Raw genomic sequence first — 17,750 nt, forward strand, 5'->3', positions numbered from 1 at the left:
GTTTGAAGGTTTAAGGCCCTGGCAGGCAAAACAAGGAGCCTGAACTTATGCCTTGGTGTTTGCATTTCTTTGAGTCTCTACTGGCCTCTCGTTGTGGTGAGGAATAACGCGCGCACTGCAGCTGGGCAATGTATCTTACGCGCGGTACTAATGAGTTTATGGTAAGCATTCCTTTTCAGATCTCTAGCTTCGCATCCGTGCGTAGTCGGGATCATATGGTGACGGCGCGATAACCTCTGCCGCGACCAGTTCACCGCAGAGGTCCAACTGCATCAAAGGAAGGCCTCAATTTTTTTACCTGAGGCGTGATGTGCCTCTTATGAGGAGTAGCCAGTGCAGCAGAAGAAATGCACCGCAGGCCACAACAAGCATGTTGCTGAGCGGCTAAGAATACCACCTAGGAATGGCCCTTGTTGAAAAGGCGGGACAGAGAAATAGACATTTTTAGTCTTTCCGAAGCTCGTCGCCTGCGCACCGTTTATTGCCATATTCTTGTACCGGAAGAGCCACATTGTTCTTTGGGCCAACGAAAAAAAGAGTTCAACGGACCTTGTGACTTTTTCGATAAGAGGCGAATTTGTTAAAGATAGAGACCTTCTGCAAACGTCGAGACGCTGAGTTCTGAGCTATGAACCCTTCCAAAGGGGTTCTCGCTTTTCGGCGAAAGCTATCGCCCCTTCTAGTTGGTCTTCCGACGTATATAGCGTCCGAACCGTCTTAAGCTGGCTCTTAGTTACACGGTTCATGCTATCTTGAAAGGTGCGGTCTTCGGCATCCCGCACAATCTCTTTGATGGCGGCGTAAACCAAAGGCGGACCGCTCGCCAGCAACCGTGCTAGGCTCCATGCCCGATCTAGCAGTTCACCGCCAGCGACAATCTCGTTCACCAATCCCCAACCCTGCGCCTCCTTGGCATCAAACCAACGGCCCGTCAGCAGCAGTTCCATCGCGATGTGATAGGGAATGCGTTTGGGCAGTTTGATGCTTGCAGCATCCGCAACTGTGCCGGATTTGATTTCTGGCAGTGCAAACGTCGCATGATCTGCCGCCAATATCATGTCAGCGGATAAGGCCAGCTCGAGCCCGCCACCGCAGGCAATGCCATTAACAGCCGCAATGACGGGTTTGTTCAGGTCGGGCAATTCCTGCAAGCCGCCAAAACCACCAACCCCATAGTCTCCATCAACCGCATCGCCACCTGCGGCGGCTTTCAGATCCCAACCAGGGCAGAAAAACTTATTGCCGCTGCCCGTCAAAATGGCAACGCGCAGCTCAGGGTCATCTCGGAAATCGCGGAAGACCTCGCCCATTAACCGGCTTGTCGCGAGATCAATGGCGTTGGCCTTGGGGCGATCTAGGGTGACTTCCAAAACAGCGCCCTCGCGCTTGATTTTAACAGGATCCATGTCAGGCCTTTCTAATAAGCGCATCGACCGCAATGGCACGGTCCGGAGTGCAGAGTAGCGGGTTAATTTCGACTTCACTGGCTGCTTCAGCATTTTCTAGAACGTAAGACTGGACTGCAAGTACCGCATCAATGATTGCTGCCATATTGGCGGCCGGCCTTCCACGATAGCCGTGTAGCAACGGGGCACAGTTCAAGCGGTTCAGCGCTGCCACAATGTCATCGGCATTGACGGGTAATAGCAATGAGGTCGTGTCGCGCAGTATTTCGGTCAGCACGCCACCGGCCCCTAAGGTCAATACATAGCCATGGGCCGGATCGCGGGTCACACCGACAAGCAATTCAGCGACCTGACCGACGATCATTTCCTCGATCAGTATTTCATCGGTCCCAATTGCTTTTGCGATGTCTGCGACATCCTTTGCCGCGATGCCAAGACGCACGGCTTCATGCTCAGACTTATGCGCCAACCCCACTCCCTTTACGGCAAATGGCGCGTGCAGTTCAGTGACCGCTTGGGATATTTCTGCATCGCCTCGCACAGAACGGCTTTGTGGAACCTGCAAACCATGTGCGGCCAAAGCCTCTTTGGAAACGGCCTCTGTCAGGGTCTGGGTTGCAGGCAATGTGCCGGGCAAACAAACGGGTTCCTGCTGGGGCGGACGCAGGCGTGCGGCGGCCTCTGTTGCGGCAAGGGCTTCGTTCAATCCAAGGAATGGGACAACGCCACCGGCCATCAATTCCGCCGCCACGTCTTGCGACAATAGCTCTGGCAATGTCGCCACTACGCCAAATCTGGCAGCGGTCTGTTTACGAACTTTCAATGCCGCATTTGTTGCACAGGCCCAATCGGTAGGATCAGTGGTCGGGTAGTCAACAACTGAAAACGTCATCGTAATGTCCCCGCCCGTCATACCGGACCACGCCCGTGCCATCGCGCCCTGATCACGCCAAATGTAAGTGTGATAATCCAGCGGATTGTTCAGTGCGACCATCGGGCCCAATGCCGTGCGCAACTGGGTTTTTTGATCCGCGGACAGTTTAGGGAAATTCAACTTTTTCCCCACAGCCATGTCGGCGATCAGGCTCGCCTCACCGCCCGAGCAGCTGATGGATGCAATGTTGCCATTGGGTAGCGGCCCGTAGCAATGCAGAACCTTAAGGGTTTCCAATAGGTCAGGCAGCGTTTTCAAACGGGGTACGCCCAACCGTTCCAAAAAGGCTTGCGCACCTGCGTCGCTTCCTGCAAGCGATGCGGTATGTGACACCGTGGCCTGCCGTGCCTGTTCAGACGCACCAACCTTCAGCGCAACCAGCGGCACACCTTTCGCATGAGCTTTGGCCGCAAGATGTTCCCATTCACGCAGATCAGAGAACCCTTCGATATGTAATCCAACAGCCGTGACACGCGGATCATCAATCAACGCGGATGCGATTTGCGCCTGCGAGGTTTGGGCCATGTTGCCACAGGTCACCATATAGGCAATCGGCAAACCGCGTTTTTGCATGGTCAGGTTGATCGAGATGTTGGAGCTTTGGGTCAGGATGGCCACCCCAGTTTCTACGCGGGTGCATCCGTGTTGGTCGGGCCATAACAACGCACCATCCAGCGCGTTGACAAAACCATAGCAATTCGGGCCAAGGATCGGCATGGCACCTGCCGCCGCAACCAATTGCGCCTGCAGATCATTCCCTGTTTCGTCTTCTGCTACCGCCTCTGAAAACCCAGATGCAAAGCAGACAGCGCCCCCTGCCCCTAGTTTCGACAATTCGGCGACAAGCGCGATGGTGGCGTGACGGTTCACCCCAATAAAAACGGCATCGGGCGGAGATGGCAATTCTGCGACGGATTTGAACGCAGGGTATTCGCAAACCATTTCGGCCCATGGGTGCACCGGCCAAATATCACCCGCATACCCCATTTTTGCCGACTGACGGATGACTTGCTCACACCATGCGCCACCACCAATGACGGCGATGGATTTTGGTTGAAGCAAACGACCAAGACTTAGCGACATTCTGCCTCCTTGAAGAACTGTGAAGAAACTGAAGAGGAACGGCTATCAGGCACCAAGCGGGCGTAATAAATCGCGAGAAATGATGTGACGCTGGATTTCAGACGTCCCGTCCCAAATGCGTTCAACACGCGCATCGCGCCAGAACCGCTCAATCGGAAAATCGTCCATCAAACCCATCCCGCCGAAAATCTGCAGGGTGGTATCCGTCACCCGCGCCAGCATTTCTGAGGCATAAAGCTTGGCCGAGGCGATCTCCCGGTTTGCGGGCAACCCTTGATCCAGACGCCAGGCTGCGGCCAATGTCAGCCAATCTGCCGCATCAATTTCGGTGATCATATCAGCGATCTGAAATCCGATGCCCTGGAATTTGCCGATCGCTTGCCCGAACTGTTTACGCTCCGCCGAATAGTTTAGCGCATAGTCAAAACACCGACGCGCACGGCCAACGGAAAACGCCGCAACCGTCAGGCGGGTGGCATAAAGCCATTCATTCATCACGGCAAAACCACCGTCCACCTCGCCCAAAACCTGTGCATCAGGCAGTCGGCAATCATCAAACGTAAGGATGTAATTCTTATAGCCTTTGTGGCTGACCGATTTGTACCCATCGCGTACCTCAAAACCGGGCGTGCCCCGATCTACGAGGAAGGTGGTGATCCGGCGCTTTGGACCTTTGGGTGTTTCATCAACGCCTGTCGCTATGAAGACGATGAAAAAATCGGCATGCTCCGCCCCGGAGATGAAATGCTTAGATCCGTTGACGACCCAATCGCCGCCATCGCGCACGGCCTGACATTTCATCCCGCGCACATCTGATCCCGCGTCGGGTTCCGTCATCGCCAACGCATCCATACTTTCGCCGCGCACCGCAGGCAAAAGATACCGTTCACGCTGTTCGTCGTTGCAGGCCATCAGGATGTTCTGGGGCCGCCCAAAGAAATGGGTAAGCGCCATGGAGCCGCGCCCCAGCTCACGTTCCACAAGGGTGAAATCTATGTGGTTAAGACCCGCGCCGCCGACCTCTTCGGGAAAGTTGCAGGCATAAAAGCCCAGATCTAAGCACTTCTGCTTGATCTCTTCACCCAGCTCATGGGGCACATGACCGGTTCTCTCCACTTCCGCTTCATGCGGATAAATTTCGTTTTCCACAAAGCTGCGGACAGTCGAAGAGATCATCTCTTGTTCTTCGGATAGGCCAAAATGCATTTCTCAGGCTCCTGTCATGCGTTTCGAAGATGAAATACCAACTTGCTCTTTCACAGCATGCGGTATTAGTATTTGATCATGCAGAATTGGAAAATTGAATCTCCCCCTAAGCAGGTCTTCGACATTCTTCTGTTTGATCAGTTTTCCAACCATTGTCTGGCGAATACAGTTGAACCCATGCGCGCGGTCAACGCTATAACGCGGGAAACGCGGTATAGCTGGCGGTTTTTGTCGCTGGACGGGACCACCGTGGAAAGCTCCAGCGGGATGCAGATTACGCCGCATGGATCGCTGAATAACGAAATTGGTAACATGCTATTCATAATGCCATCTTACGGTTTTCGCGATTTTGGGAATTGGAATACGTCGCGACATCTAAGATCTGCTGCACATAGGTATGACCGCCTGGCCGGGCTCGATACGGGCAGCTGGCTTATGGCCCAGGCGGGGCTACTGGACGGTCATCGTGCCACGATCCATTGGGACGAGTTTATAAATTTTGCCGAGACGTTTCCAAATGTTGATGCGCGACGTGAGCGGTTCATCATTGACCAAAACCGCATCACCTGTTCCGGGGCGACGGCAGCATTTGATCTGATCATGCATCTGATTGGGCAGGCCCATGGCCAGCGCCTAACAATGGAGGTTGCCCAACTGTTTATGACGCAGGATAACGCGCGTACATATGCGCCCTCCAACAGGAAAAAAAGCAAACTTGTTGATAAAGCGATCTCTGTGATGCAGGAAAATCTCGAAAAGCCACTGACCATTGGCGATGTTGCCCGCCGCGTGGGCGTGTCCCAGAAAACTCTGGAAAACCGGATGCGGGTCGAACTGAATGCCACGCCACAGATCGTCTACCGCACGCTCCGGCTTAATCTGGCGCGCAAACTAGTTTTGGATACCGACCAATCTGTCTTGGAAATCGCCAACCGCTGCGGGTACGATAACGCAAGCGCCATGACCCGCGCCTTCAAAGCGGAATTCAACCAGACACCCCGCGCTATGCGAGGCCTTTGACGGCCGATGGCCCCGCATCAGACTGCGGGCCCCGCCAGAGTTTATTGGGCTGTCGCAATTCGCGGATCGAGACGCCAAAGGTGTTGGACAGCGATCTGGCAAGGGATGAGGCCGTTGAAAAACCGCATCGCATCGCTATCTGCTCGGCGCTCAGTTCAGTTTCTTCGGCAAGATAACGCGCCCGCTGCAAGCGAAACATCCTATAGTATTTGCCTGGCGTGATCCCGAGTTCCCGAACGAAGGTCCGGTTGAACGCCCGCTCTGAGAGAGAGACCTTTGCAGCAAGTTCAAAGGTCGTCAGCGGGGTTTCCATGTTTTCAGCCATCTCATTCAGAGCCATCAGGACTTTGGGCGAACATTTATGCTGTAAACGTTGCGGCCCCTGATTGATTTCCGTTTGCTTTTCGCGATCAAAGACAAACATATTGGATGCCTCAAACGCCGCGGCTGAGCCAAACAGTTGGTGAATGAGGTCAAGCATCATATCCAGCGCTGCGCTTGCACCACCACAAGTGAGAAAACGGCCAGAGCGCACGTATCGTGTGACCGAGGTTTTCACTTTCGGAAACCCCTCTTCAAAAGCATCCAGTTCTTGCCAGTGGATCGTCGCCGTATGGCCATCCAAAAGGCCAGCCGCCGCCAGCAGCCAAGGCGCACTATCTACAGCGATGACCATATCTACGTTACGCGCCGCACGTCGAAGTTTTCCAAGCAGATCCGGCGCAATCAATTCCCTAACCTGATAGCCCGCGATGAGTATCAACTTCCGTCCAGATTCGTCGGGATCGAATGCGAGATCCGGCGATATTTTTAGACCGCTGGAGCTAAAAACCGGCCCGCCATCCAGTGTTGTAACGCGCCACGAGAAATTTGCCCCCGGTGAGCGCAATTTCACATCGCGCAGGGGTTCCATCGCATTTGCCAACACCATGTTGGAAAAACCGTTGAACAAGAGAAACTCAAACTCAGGGGCAAATTTTGACGACATTTGTTACCTTTATGACGATAAATGTGGCGAAGCAATCTAGTTGTTACGTTAGAGCTTCCTAAATCAAGCCTTCGGCGTCCTTGCCAAAACGCTTGTCCCTTATGGTGTGAATGTTCAATGACCGTAACCCGCGCACTTTGGCAACCGAATCTGACTAGTCACCGTGCCCCCCTTTTATCTAGCTTTCACGCCCGTGCGCGGGAGGTCAGCGAATTGGCTTTGCCCAACTTTGAAGACCTGCATGACTGGTCGATCCGCGAAACCGGCGCTTTCTGGTCATCGGCATGGGATTTCTGCGGATTGAAAGGGCTGCAAAGTGAGCCCCACTATGAGCACTCCGTTGACGCCATGCAGGCGCGGTTTTTTCCAAACGCGCGGCTTAACGTTGTCGAGACATTCTTGAAGAATGCTGATGATCGCAACGCAATTACCTTTATCGGCGAAGACGGCCGACATCAGCGCTGGCGTCGAGCACGCCTAAAGCGCGAAGTCGAGCAGCTTTCGGCGGCCCTGCGCCGCGAAGGCGTTACAAAGGGCGATCGTGTGGCTGGATATGCGCCCAACAGGCCCCAGACCGTCGCAGCGATGCTTGCGACGGCGTGCATCGGGGCGGTGTGGTCATCCTGCGCGCCAGACAGCGGACCGGATGTTGTGGTCACTGCTGACTGCGTCGTCCTAGATGATGATCTTATTAAACACATCAAAGAGTGCATCCACAAAAATGCTTCCCCTCGGCATGTACCCGCATTGATTGTCTCCGTCGGCGAGATACCTCGCACAAAATCCGGCAAGATCGCTGAACTAGCGGTCCGTGATGTCGTCAATAACCAACACATCCGCGATCTATCCGGCCTCGCCAATCCGCAAGCGCTTGATAACTTTGCGAACCTTCCCGAACTACTTATCTGACCAAAAGGAACACCTCATGCCTCTCACAATGAACCGCGAAGTCTTTATCACCGCAGCCATCACAGGATCAGGCGGCACGCAGGACAAATCCCCCCACGTGCCCCGCAGCCCGGAGCAGATTGCAAATGCGGCCATAGATGCGGCTAAGGCTGGTGCGGCGATTGCCCACTGCCATGTGCGTGACCCAGAAACCGGTGCGCCCAGCCGCGATCTGGCGCTTTATCGTGAGCTGACCGAACGCGTTCGCGATTCAGGAACCGATGTGGTTCTTAACCTGACAGCTGGCATGGGCGGTGACATCGTTTTTGGCAATGCCGAAGCCCCGTTTCCGCTGAACGAAGCGGCGACTGACATGGTCGGTGCAACAGAGCGGATGGCCCATATCGCCGAATGCCTGCCTGAAATTTGCACGCTGGATTGTGGTACGCTGAATTTTGCTGAGGCTGACTATGTGATGACCAACACGCCGGCCATGTTGCGCACGATGGGTCAATTGATGACTGATCTGGGTGTAAAACCAGAGATCGAAGCCTTTGACACAGGCCACCTTTGGTTTGCGACCCAATTGGTGAAAGAGGGTATTTTGACGTCACCTGCCTTGGTGCAGCTTTGTATGGGCGTGCCTTGGGGGGCACCCAACGATCTGAACACCTTCATGGCGATGGTTAACAACGTGCCGTCCGATTGGAACTGGTCTGCGTTCTCGCTTGGCCGCGATCAGATGCCTTATGCCGCTGCGGCAGTTATCGCGGGTGGCAACGTGCGTGTCGGTCTTGAGGACAATCTGTTCCTTGAGCGTGGCGTTCTGGCGACCAACGCCCAGCTGGTTGAAAAAGCAGTGGGCATCATCGAAGGCATGGGGGCCAACATCATCGGACCCGATGCGGTTCGTGCAAAACTGGGTTTGACCAAACGCGCTCCGGTGGCGAAATGAGCGCGGCAACCAAAAAGGCCACAATCGTTGGCGGCGGTGTCATTGGTGGTGGTTGGGTTGCTCGGTTTTTGCTTAACGGTTGGGACGTTTCGATATTTGATCCCGATCCACAGGCCAAACGCAAGGTTGGGGAAGTTCTGGCAAATGCCCGCCGCTCCCTGCCCTCGCTCTATGACAAAGCGATGCCCACCGAAGGCAAGCTGACCTTCCATGATACGATGGCCGAGGCGGTCGCAGGCGCGATTTGGATTCAGGAAAGCGTTCCTGAACGTCTGGACCTGAAACACAAGATCCACAGGCAAATTCAGAACCACGCACCGGCGGACGCGATTCTTGGATCATCCACGTCGGGATTTAAACCTTCGGAACTCCAAGACGGTGCGCTGCGCCCCGAACAAATTGTGGTCGCACATCCGTTCAACCCGGTTTACCTGTTGCCCTTGGTTGAATTTGTACCGTCCGCAGCGACCCCTGCCGAGGTGACACAACGCGCCTCTGATTTGCTGGTTTCGGTTGGCATGAAACCTTTGGTGGTTCGCAAGGAAATTGACGCTCATATCGCTGACCGGCTGTTAGAGGCTGTCTGGCGTGAAGGGTTGTGGCTGATCAAGGACGGCATTTGCACAACCGAAGAACTGGACGATTCCATCCGCTATGGTTTTGGCCTGCGGTGGGCGCAAATGGGTCTCTTTGAAACCTATCGTATCGCTGGCGGCGAAGCGGGTATGAAGCATTTTATGGCGCAATTCGGTCCGGCACTGGAATGGCCTTGGACCAAACTGATGGACGTACCGGAATTTACCGATGAGCTGGTCGATCTGATCGCGAACCAATCCGACACACAATCTGGCCACATGTCCATTCGGGAGCTTGAACAACTGCGAGACGACAACCTTGTCGGTATAATGCGTGCTCTCAAGAAATCCGGCAGTGGTGCTGGCGGCACAATCAACACCCACGAGGCCACGCTGCCAAACCCAGCCCCGGTCGATCTACCGATTACTGTTCATCGCCAAGTGCCGCAAAGCTGGACCGATTACAACGGCCATATGAATGAGGCGAATTATTTGGAAGCTTCCGCTCAGGCAACCGACCGTTTCATGGAAATGATCGGGTGTGATGCAGCCTATATCGCGGCGGGGAACAGCTATTTCACGGTCGAAAACCACGTTCGGTTCCTGGATGAGGTGCACGAAGGTGACCCGCTGATCATCACCACACAGGTTCTGCAGGCCGAGGGAAAAAAGATGCATCTTTTCCATCGATTGTCCGGGGCGGATGGGAAATTGGCGGCTACGGTCGAAACTCTGCTTTTGCATATGGACTTGAATGTACGCGGCACATCGCTGCCCTCAGATGAAGTGGCGAGAAAGCTGCGGGATTTTGCTGACGGTCATGCCGCCCTTCCCATTCCAGAGGGTGCAGGCCGCTATGTGGGACAAAAATAGTCAATTTCTTGGCTGGTTATGCTTCCTCTTCTCGCAGGAGGCATGGCCAACCCTGATGGCACCTAGGAAGTTAACTCAGTGGAATCGAGGGGCGTGTTTGCGCTGGCCAAGTCAGTAATTACATCGTGTCAATTGGGTCTTCTCCCAAAAGCGTTTGAAACGCGTGAACAACATCAGTAGCGCGATATTGTTGGCCAAATTTTGCACTATGTAAAAACATGCCTTCAAGGACATACATTAACAGGCCCGCTTGCATGCGTGGCAGATATTCAGACAGCATCACTTGGGTGTCTTTGGACCATTCCATGCACATTGGTCTTAGGTCGGAATCGTCCAGCCCCGACAAGTAAAAATCATAATCAACCATCATCTCGGCATGAGAATGGCAAGTGATGTGTTCCAACACATTTGCGAGCACCGCAGAAAGAGTGCCCCCCTCCTCTGTATCATCAAGTGCAGCCCGGAACCGGTTAAAGTACCTTTCGCGCGCGGCAATAGTAGCTTCACGTATGAGTTCTTTGCGACTCTTGTAGTGGTAAGTCAATGTACCCAAACCAATGCCGGATTCCTTTGCCACCGCGCGAAAAGTAACGTTTGCAGCGCCATCTCTCTGTGCAACAGCATGTGTTGCGGCAGTAACCGTTATCCTTGAGAATGGGACTGAAGCCTTCAATGAGGTCACCTTATGGGTCGGGTTACAAACTTCAAGGCCGACATAACAGCCTCCACAATCTGGGTCGAACAAGCGGGTATCAAGCCTGTTCAAAGCGGCCAAAACTTCGATCAAAATAGAGCAGCGACTTGCCGGCTTCACGAAGCCTTTGATCAACGATATGTCCGATGAAAATATTGTGTGTGCCTACCGTTTGCACTTCAGCAATCTCGCAATCGCACGATACCAAGGATGTCCTCAAAGCTGGAGATCCAGTACGCAATGTTTCCCACTCCGCATGAGCATAGCGCTCGTCCATATCCTGAACCTTGCCAGCGAATACCGATGCAAGATCGGTGCTGTCATGGCGCATCACATTCACGCAGAAGCAGCCGTTGTCGACAAAGGTCCGGGTCTGCGCCGACTTTGTATTCATACAAACCAACAAGGTCGGCGGATCATCCGTCACACTGCACATGGCGGTGGCGACAAAACCGCCACGCCCCGCGGATCCATCGGTGGTAATCAGATTTACCGACCCGCAGACCCGCGCCATGCCCTCGCGGAACTGATCTATACTCAGCTCCATTGCCACTACCTCCGCTTGACTGTTGAGACATCATTCGGGTTGAACATGTCATCAACGGTCCAGCCCTGCAGATCATATTCGCTCATGCAGGCTTCGACCATGCCACGTGCATGATCAAGATATCCATTCTGGCGCGCATTCGCGAGACCCAACATATGACTGACTTCAGGTTGACCAAAGTAGTTTAATTCATACAATTCGTGCCGCGCACCAAACTCGCTCCCGATCGCATCCCACAGCAGCTTCATGGTTTTGGAACGGTCATACACCGTATGACCATCGCTACCTCGCAAGTATTTTTCAAGGTCCGGTGTGATTTCCGGGTTTTGGAGATCGACCGCATGGCTGTTCAAATAGATGAGGCCTGATGCAACCACACTTTCGATCAGGTGACGAACACGGCTGTACAACTGCGGAGCCAAAGCCGCGTAAGCGCGTCCATAGGCTTTTGAAGGAACAAAAGAATCACCGGGCCCCGGGCGGGCGTCTTCGATCATTCCGTCCCGAATAGCTGTCAGTGCGTTGCGCCAGCTCAGAACTTCACCCAAAGAAGTTTCAACGCCGCGGAATTGACCGGCACCAGTGATGTCCAGCGCCTTGCTCAGCGCGCCAACCAGAAAGTCGAGTTTGACGCTCATACGGGTAGATGCCTGCATCAAAGCACGCCCTTCCCAAGCGGTGCCAAATTCCAAGTTATTGATCGTATCTACGTCATACACGATCACATTTTCCCAAGGGATCAACGCCTTATCCAACACCAGCACCGCGTCGTTTTCATCGCAGCGGCTAGACAGTGGATTGTCGAACGGACTGGTCGCGACAGCAGCGTTGTACTCATACGAGGACCGGCAGTACATTTTGACGCCTTGCCCGTTGGTTGGGCAGATGAAGGCCAGCGCAAATTTCTTATCCCGTACCGGCGCACCTGTGTGAGAGATAAACAAAAACTGAGTATGGGGTGATCCAGTTGCCACTACTTTGGCACCGCTGATAACCAGCCCTGCGTCGGTTTCCTTCTCGACATGCATGAAAACATCGCCAACTTCTTCGATAGGCTTGGAACGGTCCACCGGAGGATTCACGATGGCATGCGCCATATGCAGCACATTTTCCTGCGCCTTTTGGTACCAGTTCAAGGCGTTGTCTTTGTACTCACCAAAATAGTCAGAATTCGTGCCCATCCCGACCAACAGTGCAGCTTTGTAGTCAGGTGTCCGCCCCATCCAACCAAACGACAGTTCCTGCCAAGCCTGAATGGCATCGCGCGACTTGCGCAGGTCATCTTTATTGCGCTGGACGCGGAAGGAAGCATGCGTCAAGCCGCCATTTCCAGTATCGGTAGGAACCAAAATGCGCTTGCTGAGGTTTTCGTCATGCATGGCATCGTAGAGGCGGGCCATGGATCGAGCAGAGTTGCGAAAGCCAGGGTGCGTTGTAACATCGTCAACACGTTCTCCGTGGAACCAGACTTCACGTCCATCGCGCAGAGATTCCAAGTAGTCTGCCCCTGTTGGCAGTTTTAATGTGTGAGTGTTCATGCAGCCCTCCTTTGGCCTAAATAGCGCGTTCGTACAGATGTACAGTACATGACGATTTGGAATCTGCATGGTGCAAAATACGCACCATACTGGTGCTAGAAAAGGACAGGTGGCCTGGAGGGGTAATCCTCCCTAAAGGGGATTGAGTTCGTCGCGCGCATCGAACATTGTTGTCCAAAGTGAACAAAACAAAGTTAGATATGCATCAAGATGGATACGGTTGAGGCTATAAGAACCCTAATAGCGGTTGTTGAACACGGCAGTTTTTCTGCAGCCGGGCGCCGCATTCGCGTTAACCGCTCAGTAGTTAGTCGCAGCATTGAGGCCTTGGAAGCAAGCATCGGTGTTCGCTTGGTCAACCGCACGACACGGTCTCTTAGCTTAACTGAAGCTGGGCGAATCTATTATGAAGGTGCCAAAAAGATTCTATCCGAATTGGATCAGCTGAAAGATTCTGTCGTCGAAACAAAGACCCGGCTCAAAGGATCAATGCGAGTTTCCGCTCCTGTTCACTTTGGGGAATGGCAGTTGCTTCCGATCGTCCAAGAATTCTTGAAGCGGCATCCCGGTATCAATATGCGCTTGGAGCTAAACAATGAACACGTTGATATCATAGATGGTAGGTACGATTTGGTCGTGCGTACAGCGCCGCTTCTCGAAGATTCCTCATTTGTCGCGCGCAGAATTTCAATGAACAGCTTTGTACCCTGCGCGTCTCCTGCATATTGTGAAAGATATGGTCAACCCAAGACACCCGATGAACTGTCCAAGCACTTTTGTATCGCTTCTATCGGTCACTCGGGCTCAAAAAATTGGGTATTTTCCGGACCTGACCAAGTCCTCGTGTCAGTCCCTATTACGCCAAGATTGACGCTCAACGCGGGATCCGCACAAATTCGCGCTGTGAAAGAGGGAATGGGCATTGCTCTGCTGCCTGAGTATGTTGCCAAAGCTGGCGTATCTTCAGGAGAACTCGTATCTTTGTTGGAAGACTTCGAACATCAAAATTATCCGATATTTGCCATATACCCGCACAAGGACATGCTACCAATTCGGACACGCAAGTTTCTAGATGTACTCAGTGAAGCGCTCCGATAACCTCCCCTAAAAGGTTCGTCCGACAAGCTGTGCCGGACGAACAGGTGGGGCGAGATCGCCGTCAGGGAGGTAAGGTTAACTAAGTTTACTTAAACTGCCATCTTTATGTTGATGATGGTGGCCGAATATATCATCGGGATAATATTCAGATTGCGGCTTGGGACCGACATTGCCGCCCCAGCCCATTTCGATCAGCCAGTCCGAGGGCGTATGCACATAAAACGACACCATGTTATCATTTGAGTGGCGACCTGGGTGGAAGAAGAAGCCCACACCTTTTTCCATAGCTGTATCGTAAGTCAGGCCAAAGTCGTCGAAGCTTTCGAACTGTAAGCCCAAATGATAGATGCGATGTTCGTCTCCCATACCAAAAGCAATTGTATGATCACGGTCATTGCAGCCCATGAATGTTGGGCCGTTCTCAATCCCACCCTGCTCGTTGGGATACTCAACATCGCCGCGCATGCCCAACGCCGTGTAAAAACGATAGGCCGCCTCAACATCCTTTTGCCCAAGAACAATATGGCCAAGACCCGCAGTCCCCAACACATAGTTGTGGTGCATCCTGCGTCCCGGATGGAACGGCTTGTGCCTTTCAACGCAGGGCCCATGAAAAATTTCGACGTTATATCCGTCGGGATCCTTCATTTTCAAAATCGCAGTGACCTTGCGTTCTTGAGCCTCCTCGACTGTGCCGACCCGAAAATCGATGCCAGCGGCAGTAAGCTGATCCTGCATTTGTGAAAACTCTTCACGCCCCGCGACGCGAAGGCCAAAGTAAGCAATGTTATCCTCACCAGTGGCAACAAGATCAATCCGGCGATGCCAATAGTCAGCGCGAAGTTGGCAAAGTTGATCCGTGGCGCCTTCAGCGATCTCCATTGCGAGAATATCTGTTGCAAACGCTTTCCAAGCGGGCATGTCGCTTACGCTCAACCCTAGATAGCCAAGTTCTGTTACCTGAACCATTTTTTGCCTCCCGACTTTACGAATTGCTGTTACAAACAAACTATGTTGCCGCAGGTCACATGCGTAGCAGAAATTCGGAACCACTGCTGCACGATCATCGCAACAATCGATTTCGAATGTACTGCTATACTTGACAACAACACAGTAGGGATACGAAATTTGACACTTAGCAACCAACAGCGGCAAGCCTATGCGAAACAGCTTTATGAGGCTGAACTGACGGGCAATTGGATCGACTATCCCACAAAGGTATTTCCAGAGGTCGACATTGAAGACGCCTATGCCATCGGTCAGCACGTCACGGACCTCAAGGTCGCGGATGGACGAGTCATCAAGGGTCACAAAGTTGGATATACTTCCGCTGCGATGCGGCGGGCATTTGGTGCGGTTGAACCCGATTATGGCACTTTGTTCGATGACTGGTTCGTCGACGAAGGCACCATGATCGACAAGTCCCGGTTGAACTTGCCTTGGGTTGAAATCGAACTTCTGTTTGCACTGAAAGCCCCACTTGGCGGTCCGCATGTCAATGCGATTGATGTGATACAGGCGACCGATTTTATCGTTCCTGCGATCGAAATATGCGACAACCGTTACAAGACGGATGATTACACAGGCGTCATCGATTCCATTGCTGATGCGGCTTCTTGTGGTTTGGTCGTCGTCGGCGGCAACCCTGTCCGGTTGACTGACGTAGATCCACGGGCACTATCGGGTGCCCTATTTATCAACGGTGAGCCCGTCGAAAGTGGCGCCGCCGCTGCCGTCATGGGGAACCCTGTAAATGCGGTTGCTTGGCTTGCACGCAAGTTGCATTCATTTGGTGTAACGATGCAGCCTGGCCATTCAATCCTGTCAGGCTCATTCATCGCTGCGCGTTCCATCAAACCTGGGGATGCGATATTGGCCGATTTCGGGCAACTTGGCCAAGTCAGCTTTGGTGTAACATCCTGAGGATACCGATATGAACAAGTCTTTGTCACTGTTAGACCGAATCGAAACCGAGCAGACGGTTTTGGGCGCTTGGATGTTCTTTCGTGAACCGGTGATCGCCGGAACGGCCTCCAAACAGGGGTATGATTTCGTCTGCATCGACATGCAGCACGGTATGCAAAGCTTCGGCGACATGACCAGCATGATCAATGCTGTACGGCTAGGCGACGCATTGCCGCTCGTGCGCACAGCATCAGCGGATGAAGGACTGGCAGGGCGGTATCTGGATGCAGGTGCCGCCGGTGTCATCTTCCCCATGATTGAGACACGGGAACAAGCCGAAGCCTGTGTTAGCGCATGTTTTTACCCGCCCAAGGGAGCGCGCAGTATGGGAGCCATTGGGGCCACGCTGCTCTACGGTGATGATTATTTTGATGTCGCCAATAGCATCACCAGTGCCATCCCGATGATTGAAACCCGCTTGGCTGTGGAAAACCTAGATGAGATTCTCGCAGTTGAGGGGGTGGATATTATTTTCGTCGGGCCATCAGATTTGGCGATTTCCTATGGTTTGCCGCCCGCCAATGACAGCCCCGATCCAGAATATCAGGCAGCCCTCACCCGGATTGTTAACCGTTGCCGTGCCCACAATGTTATTGCGGGTATCTATAGCTCGGCTCTGCTGGGCCCACAACGAATCGAACAAGGGTTTCGACTGCTTTCAATCACAACTGATTGGGACAGTGCGGTTGCTGGTATCACCGCAGATTTGAATGCAGTTCGACGTTAGTACCGAGACGCAACATCAGCATGCCGGGCGTTTCGTCCTAATATGTTTCTAATTTCCTTGAACCGGCATTTCAGGCTATTTCACATGCGTGGTCGAGAGCACGCTGAGGCCCGGCGGCCCTTGCACAGGTGCTGTCCTAATCATGCACGCATCTGCAATGATCTAACAACAAACATGCCGAGTTTTTGCAACAAGTTACGGTTAATGATCGGTGAACTTTAGGGAGAAAGAGAAAATGAAATCACTTTGTAAATTCGTAGTCGGATTGGGTGTGGCACTCGGCGCACCTTCGTTCGCGTTGGCGGAAGGCTATCCAGAAAAGCCCGTGTCATTTGTCGTGCCATGGGCACCGGGGGATCTTGAAGACCTGCTGACAAGAATGATCGCTGAGGAATTCCAGAACGAATATGGCGTGGCGGCGGCCGTGGTCAACAAGCCAAGTGGAGGCGGCGGCCCGTTCCCGGGTGCTGCCGAAGTCGCCAAGGCACCAGCTGATGGTTACACTGTCGGTTCCTTTGTATCTGGCGTTCCGCTTGTTGGCCCTTACGTGGGCATCCCAGAACTGACACCTGATCCGTTTGATGCTATCGGTATTTTCCTGACATACCCCTTTGTCATAGCTGCAGCAAAAGATGCACCGTATAGCAATATGGAAGAACTGGCTGCCTATTCACAAGAAAACAAAATAGTCTTGGGTCACTACGGTAACTTCCTTCTGCCAACAAAAGTGACGAAGGCGCACGCGCAACGTGCAGGCATTCGTTACTACACAGACGCCGCTTACGATGTTCTGGACTGCAATTCGATCAGGTCCGGCGACGTGGATGTTATGAACACCACAATTCCCGCGATATTGCCCTGCCTCGACAAAATTCAAGTTTTGGCAGCCATCACCGAAGAGCGCACCAGTTATGCACCTGACGCACCGACCATTGGTGAGGTTTATCCAGATCTGACGCTCACACTTTGGAATGGTTTGTTTGTGCACAAAGACACACCACAAGACGTGCGCGACAAGATCGCTGTAGTCGCCGAACGAGTGATGGCAGGTGAAGCCGCTCAAAAATTGGCCGCTGATACAGGTGCCGGTGTTTACTGGCAGGACGCTGAAACCTCTCTTGCACGGATACTGAAGGACGGCGAAACCAGCGCGCAGGTCGACGAAGCACTCAAAGAGTAAGCCTCACACCATTGCCAAACACGGCGTTTGCGAGCCCGTGTTTGGCCCAACTACCTTACAGAAGTGGGAGCAT

Annotated in this window: 16 protein-coding genes; 8 read left to right on the plus strand and 8 right to left on the minus strand. The window is 53.2% G+C overall.

Annotation, left to right across the window (positions count from 1 at the left end; all coding sequences use genetic code 11):
* Positions 1 to 626: 626 nt before the first annotated feature.
* From KO498_RS17910 to KO498_RS17920, 3 genes are read right to left on the minus strand one after another with little or no spacing between them, the layout of a single operon-like run.
* Positions 627 to 1,406 (minus strand): carnitinyl-CoA dehydratase, encoded by a 780-nt coding sequence (locus KO498_RS17910; RefSeq protein ID WP_215961272.1) that lies wholly within the window; start codon positions 1,404 to 1,406, stop codon positions 627 to 629.
* A 1-nt stretch (position 1,407) separates the two neighbouring features.
* A complete protein-coding gene (locus KO498_RS17915; RefSeq protein WP_215961273.1) occupies positions 1,408 to 3,423 on the minus strand; it encodes an acetate--CoA ligase family protein in 2,016 nt (671 codons plus the stop codon).
* 45 nt (positions 3,424 to 3,468) lie between these two features.
* A complete protein-coding gene (locus tag KO498_RS17920; RefSeq protein ID WP_215961274.1) occupies positions 3,469 to 4,629 on the minus strand; it encodes an acyl-CoA dehydrogenase family protein in 1,161 nt (386 codons plus the stop codon).
* Between the two features lie 78 nt (positions 4,630 to 4,707).
* On the opposite strand from KO498_RS17920, the gene KO498_RS17925 reads away from it, so the two are divergent.
* Entirely contained in the window at positions 4,708 to 5,649 is a 942-nt protein-coding gene (locus KO498_RS17925; RefSeq protein WP_215961275.1) for a GlxA family transcriptional regulator, read from the plus strand.
* On the opposite strand, the gene KO498_RS17930 is transcribed toward KO498_RS17925, so the two are convergent.
* Positions 5,633 to 6,601 (minus strand): GlxA family transcriptional regulator, encoded by a 969-nt coding sequence (locus KO498_RS17930; protein ID WP_252731524.1) that lies wholly within the window; start codon positions 6,599 to 6,601, stop codon positions 5,633 to 5,635. The genes KO498_RS17925 and KO498_RS17930 overlap by 17 nt on opposite strands.
* A gap of 249 nt (positions 6,602 to 6,850) precedes the next feature.
* Between KO498_RS17930 and KO498_RS17935 the strand changes: the two genes are divergently transcribed.
* Genes KO498_RS17935 through KO498_RS17945 form a run of 3 tightly spaced genes read left to right on the plus strand, consistent with a single transcriptional unit; the run spans position 6,851 to position 9,928 of the window.
* Positions 6,851 to 7,546, plus strand: a complete 696-nt coding sequence (locus KO498_RS17935; protein WP_252731525.1) for an AMP-binding protein — start codon at positions 6,851 to 6,853, stop codon at positions 7,544 to 7,546.
* 16 nt (positions 7,547 to 7,562) lie between these two features.
* Positions 7,563 to 8,480 carry a 3-keto-5-aminohexanoate cleavage protein gene (locus tag KO498_RS17940; protein WP_215961278.1) on the plus strand — a complete coding sequence of 306 codons (918 nt, stop codon included), beginning with the start codon at positions 7,563 to 7,565 and terminating at the stop codon, positions 8,478 to 8,480.
* Positions 8,477 to 9,928 (plus strand): carnitine 3-dehydrogenase, encoded by a 1,452-nt coding sequence (locus KO498_RS17945; protein WP_215961279.1) that lies wholly within the window; start codon positions 8,477 to 8,479, stop codon positions 9,926 to 9,928. Before KO498_RS17940 ends, KO498_RS17945 begins: the two co-directional genes overlap by 4 nt.
* Before the next feature lie 118 nt (positions 9,929 to 10,046).
* On the opposite strand, the gene KO498_RS17950 is transcribed toward KO498_RS17945, so the two are convergent.
* Genes KO498_RS17950 through KO498_RS17960 form a run of 3 tightly spaced genes read right to left on the minus strand, consistent with a single transcriptional unit; the run spans position 10,047 to position 12,707 of the window.
* The gene (locus KO498_RS17950; RefSeq protein ID WP_215961280.1) at positions 10,047 to 10,757 is read right to left on the minus strand and encodes a TetR/AcrR family transcriptional regulator; all 711 of its coding nucleotides are present in this window, start codon (positions 10,755 to 10,757) and stop codon (positions 10,047 to 10,049) included.
* Positions 10,681 to 11,169 (minus strand): flavin reductase, encoded by a 489-nt coding sequence (locus KO498_RS17955; RefSeq protein WP_215961281.1) that lies wholly within the window; start codon positions 11,167 to 11,169, stop codon positions 10,681 to 10,683. The genes KO498_RS17950 and KO498_RS17955 overlap by 77 nt, the downstream gene beginning before the upstream one ends.
* Before the next feature lie 5 nt (positions 11,170 to 11,174).
* Complete coding sequence (locus tag KO498_RS17960) at positions 11,175 to 12,707, minus strand: 4-hydroxyphenylacetate 3-hydroxylase N-terminal domain-containing protein (RefSeq protein ID WP_215961282.1); 1,533 nt, start codon at positions 12,705 to 12,707, stop codon at positions 11,175 to 11,177.
* A gap of 210 nt (positions 12,708 to 12,917) precedes the next feature.
* On the opposite strand from KO498_RS17960, the gene KO498_RS17965 reads away from it, so the two are divergent.
* Positions 12,918 to 13,805 (plus strand): LysR family transcriptional regulator, encoded by an 888-nt coding sequence (locus KO498_RS17965; protein WP_215961283.1) that lies wholly within the window; start codon positions 12,918 to 12,920, stop codon positions 13,803 to 13,805.
* A 75-nt stretch (positions 13,806 to 13,880) separates the two neighbouring features.
* Here KO498_RS17965 and KO498_RS17970 read toward each other — a convergent pair whose 3' ends face one another.
* Positions 13,881 to 14,774 (minus strand): VOC family protein, encoded by an 894-nt coding sequence (locus KO498_RS17970; protein ID WP_215961284.1) that lies wholly within the window; start codon positions 14,772 to 14,774, stop codon positions 13,881 to 13,883.
* A gap of 159 nt (positions 14,775 to 14,933) precedes the next feature.
* Between KO498_RS17970 and KO498_RS17975 the strand changes: the two genes are divergently transcribed.
* The 3 genes from KO498_RS17975 (at position 14,934) to KO498_RS17985 (ending at position 17,677) form a co-directional block, all read left to right on the plus strand.
* Positions 14,934 to 15,728: a 2-keto-4-pentenoate hydratase gene (locus KO498_RS17975; protein WP_215961285.1), complete on the plus strand. Its 795-nt coding sequence runs from the start codon at positions 14,934 to 14,936 to the stop codon at positions 15,726 to 15,728.
* A gap of 10 nt (positions 15,729 to 15,738) precedes the next feature.
* Positions 15,739 to 16,497 (plus strand): HpcH/HpaI aldolase family protein, encoded by a 759-nt coding sequence (locus KO498_RS17980; RefSeq protein WP_215961286.1) that lies wholly within the window; start codon positions 15,739 to 15,741, stop codon positions 16,495 to 16,497.
* Positions 16,498 to 16,732: 235 nt separating this feature from the next.
* The gene (locus KO498_RS17985; RefSeq protein ID WP_215961287.1) at positions 16,733 to 17,677 is read left to right on the plus strand and encodes a tripartite tricarboxylate transporter substrate binding protein; all 945 of its coding nucleotides are present in this window, start codon (positions 16,733 to 16,735) and stop codon (positions 17,675 to 17,677) included.
* Positions 17,678 to 17,750 lie beyond the last annotated feature (73 nt).

Source organism: Lentibacter algarum (assembly GCF_018860975.1).
Classification (GTDB): Bacteria; Pseudomonadota; Alphaproteobacteria; order Rhodobacterales; family Rhodobacteraceae; genus Lentibacter; species Lentibacter algarum_A.

What these genes read in the sequence shown, in the direction of transcription:
- KO498_RS17910 (WP_215961272.1), bottom strand. Translation starts at nt 1,406, where the DNA reads ATGGATCCTGTTAAAATCAAGCGCGAGGGCGCTGTTTTGGAAGTCACC.
- KO498_RS17915 (WP_215961273.1), bottom strand. Translation starts at nt 3,423, where the DNA reads ATGTCGCTAAGTCTTGGTCGTTTGCTTCAACCAAAATCCATCGCCGTC.
- KO498_RS17940 (WP_215961278.1), top strand. Translation starts at nt 7,563, where the DNA reads ATGCCTCTCACAATGAACCGCGAAGTCTTTATCACCGCAGCCATCACA.
- KO498_RS17960 (WP_215961282.1), bottom strand. Translation starts at nt 12,707, where the DNA reads ATGAACACTCACACATTAAAACTGCCAACAGGGGCAGACTACTTGGAA.
- KO498_RS17925 (WP_215961275.1), top strand. Translation starts at nt 4,708, where the DNA reads ATGCAGAATTGGAAAATTGAATCTCCCCCTAAGCAGGTCTTCGACATT.
- KO498_RS17985 (WP_215961287.1), top strand. Translation starts at nt 16,733, where the DNA reads ATGAAATCACTTTGTAAATTCGTAGTCGGATTGGGTGTGGCACTCGGC.
- KO498_RS17955 (WP_215961281.1), bottom strand. Translation starts at nt 11,169, where the DNA reads ATGGAGCTGAGTATAGATCAGTTCCGCGAGGGCATGGCGCGGGTCTGC.
- KO498_RS17945 (WP_215961279.1), top strand. Translation starts at nt 8,477, where the DNA reads ATGAGCGCGGCAACCAAAAAGGCCACAATCGTTGGCGGCGGTGTCATT.
- KO498_RS17965 (WP_215961283.1), top strand. Translation starts at nt 12,918, where the DNA reads ATGGATACGGTTGAGGCTATAAGAACCCTAATAGCGGTTGTTGAACAC.
- KO498_RS17980 (WP_215961286.1), top strand. Translation starts at nt 15,739, where the DNA reads ATGAACAAGTCTTTGTCACTGTTAGACCGAATCGAAACCGAGCAGACG.
- KO498_RS17920 (WP_215961274.1), bottom strand. Translation starts at nt 4,629, where the DNA reads ATGCATTTTGGCCTATCCGAAGAACAAGAGATGATCTCTTCGACTGTC.
- KO498_RS17970 (WP_215961284.1), bottom strand. Translation starts at nt 14,774, where the DNA reads ATGGTTCAGGTAACAGAACTTGGCTATCTAGGGTTGAGCGTAAGCGAC.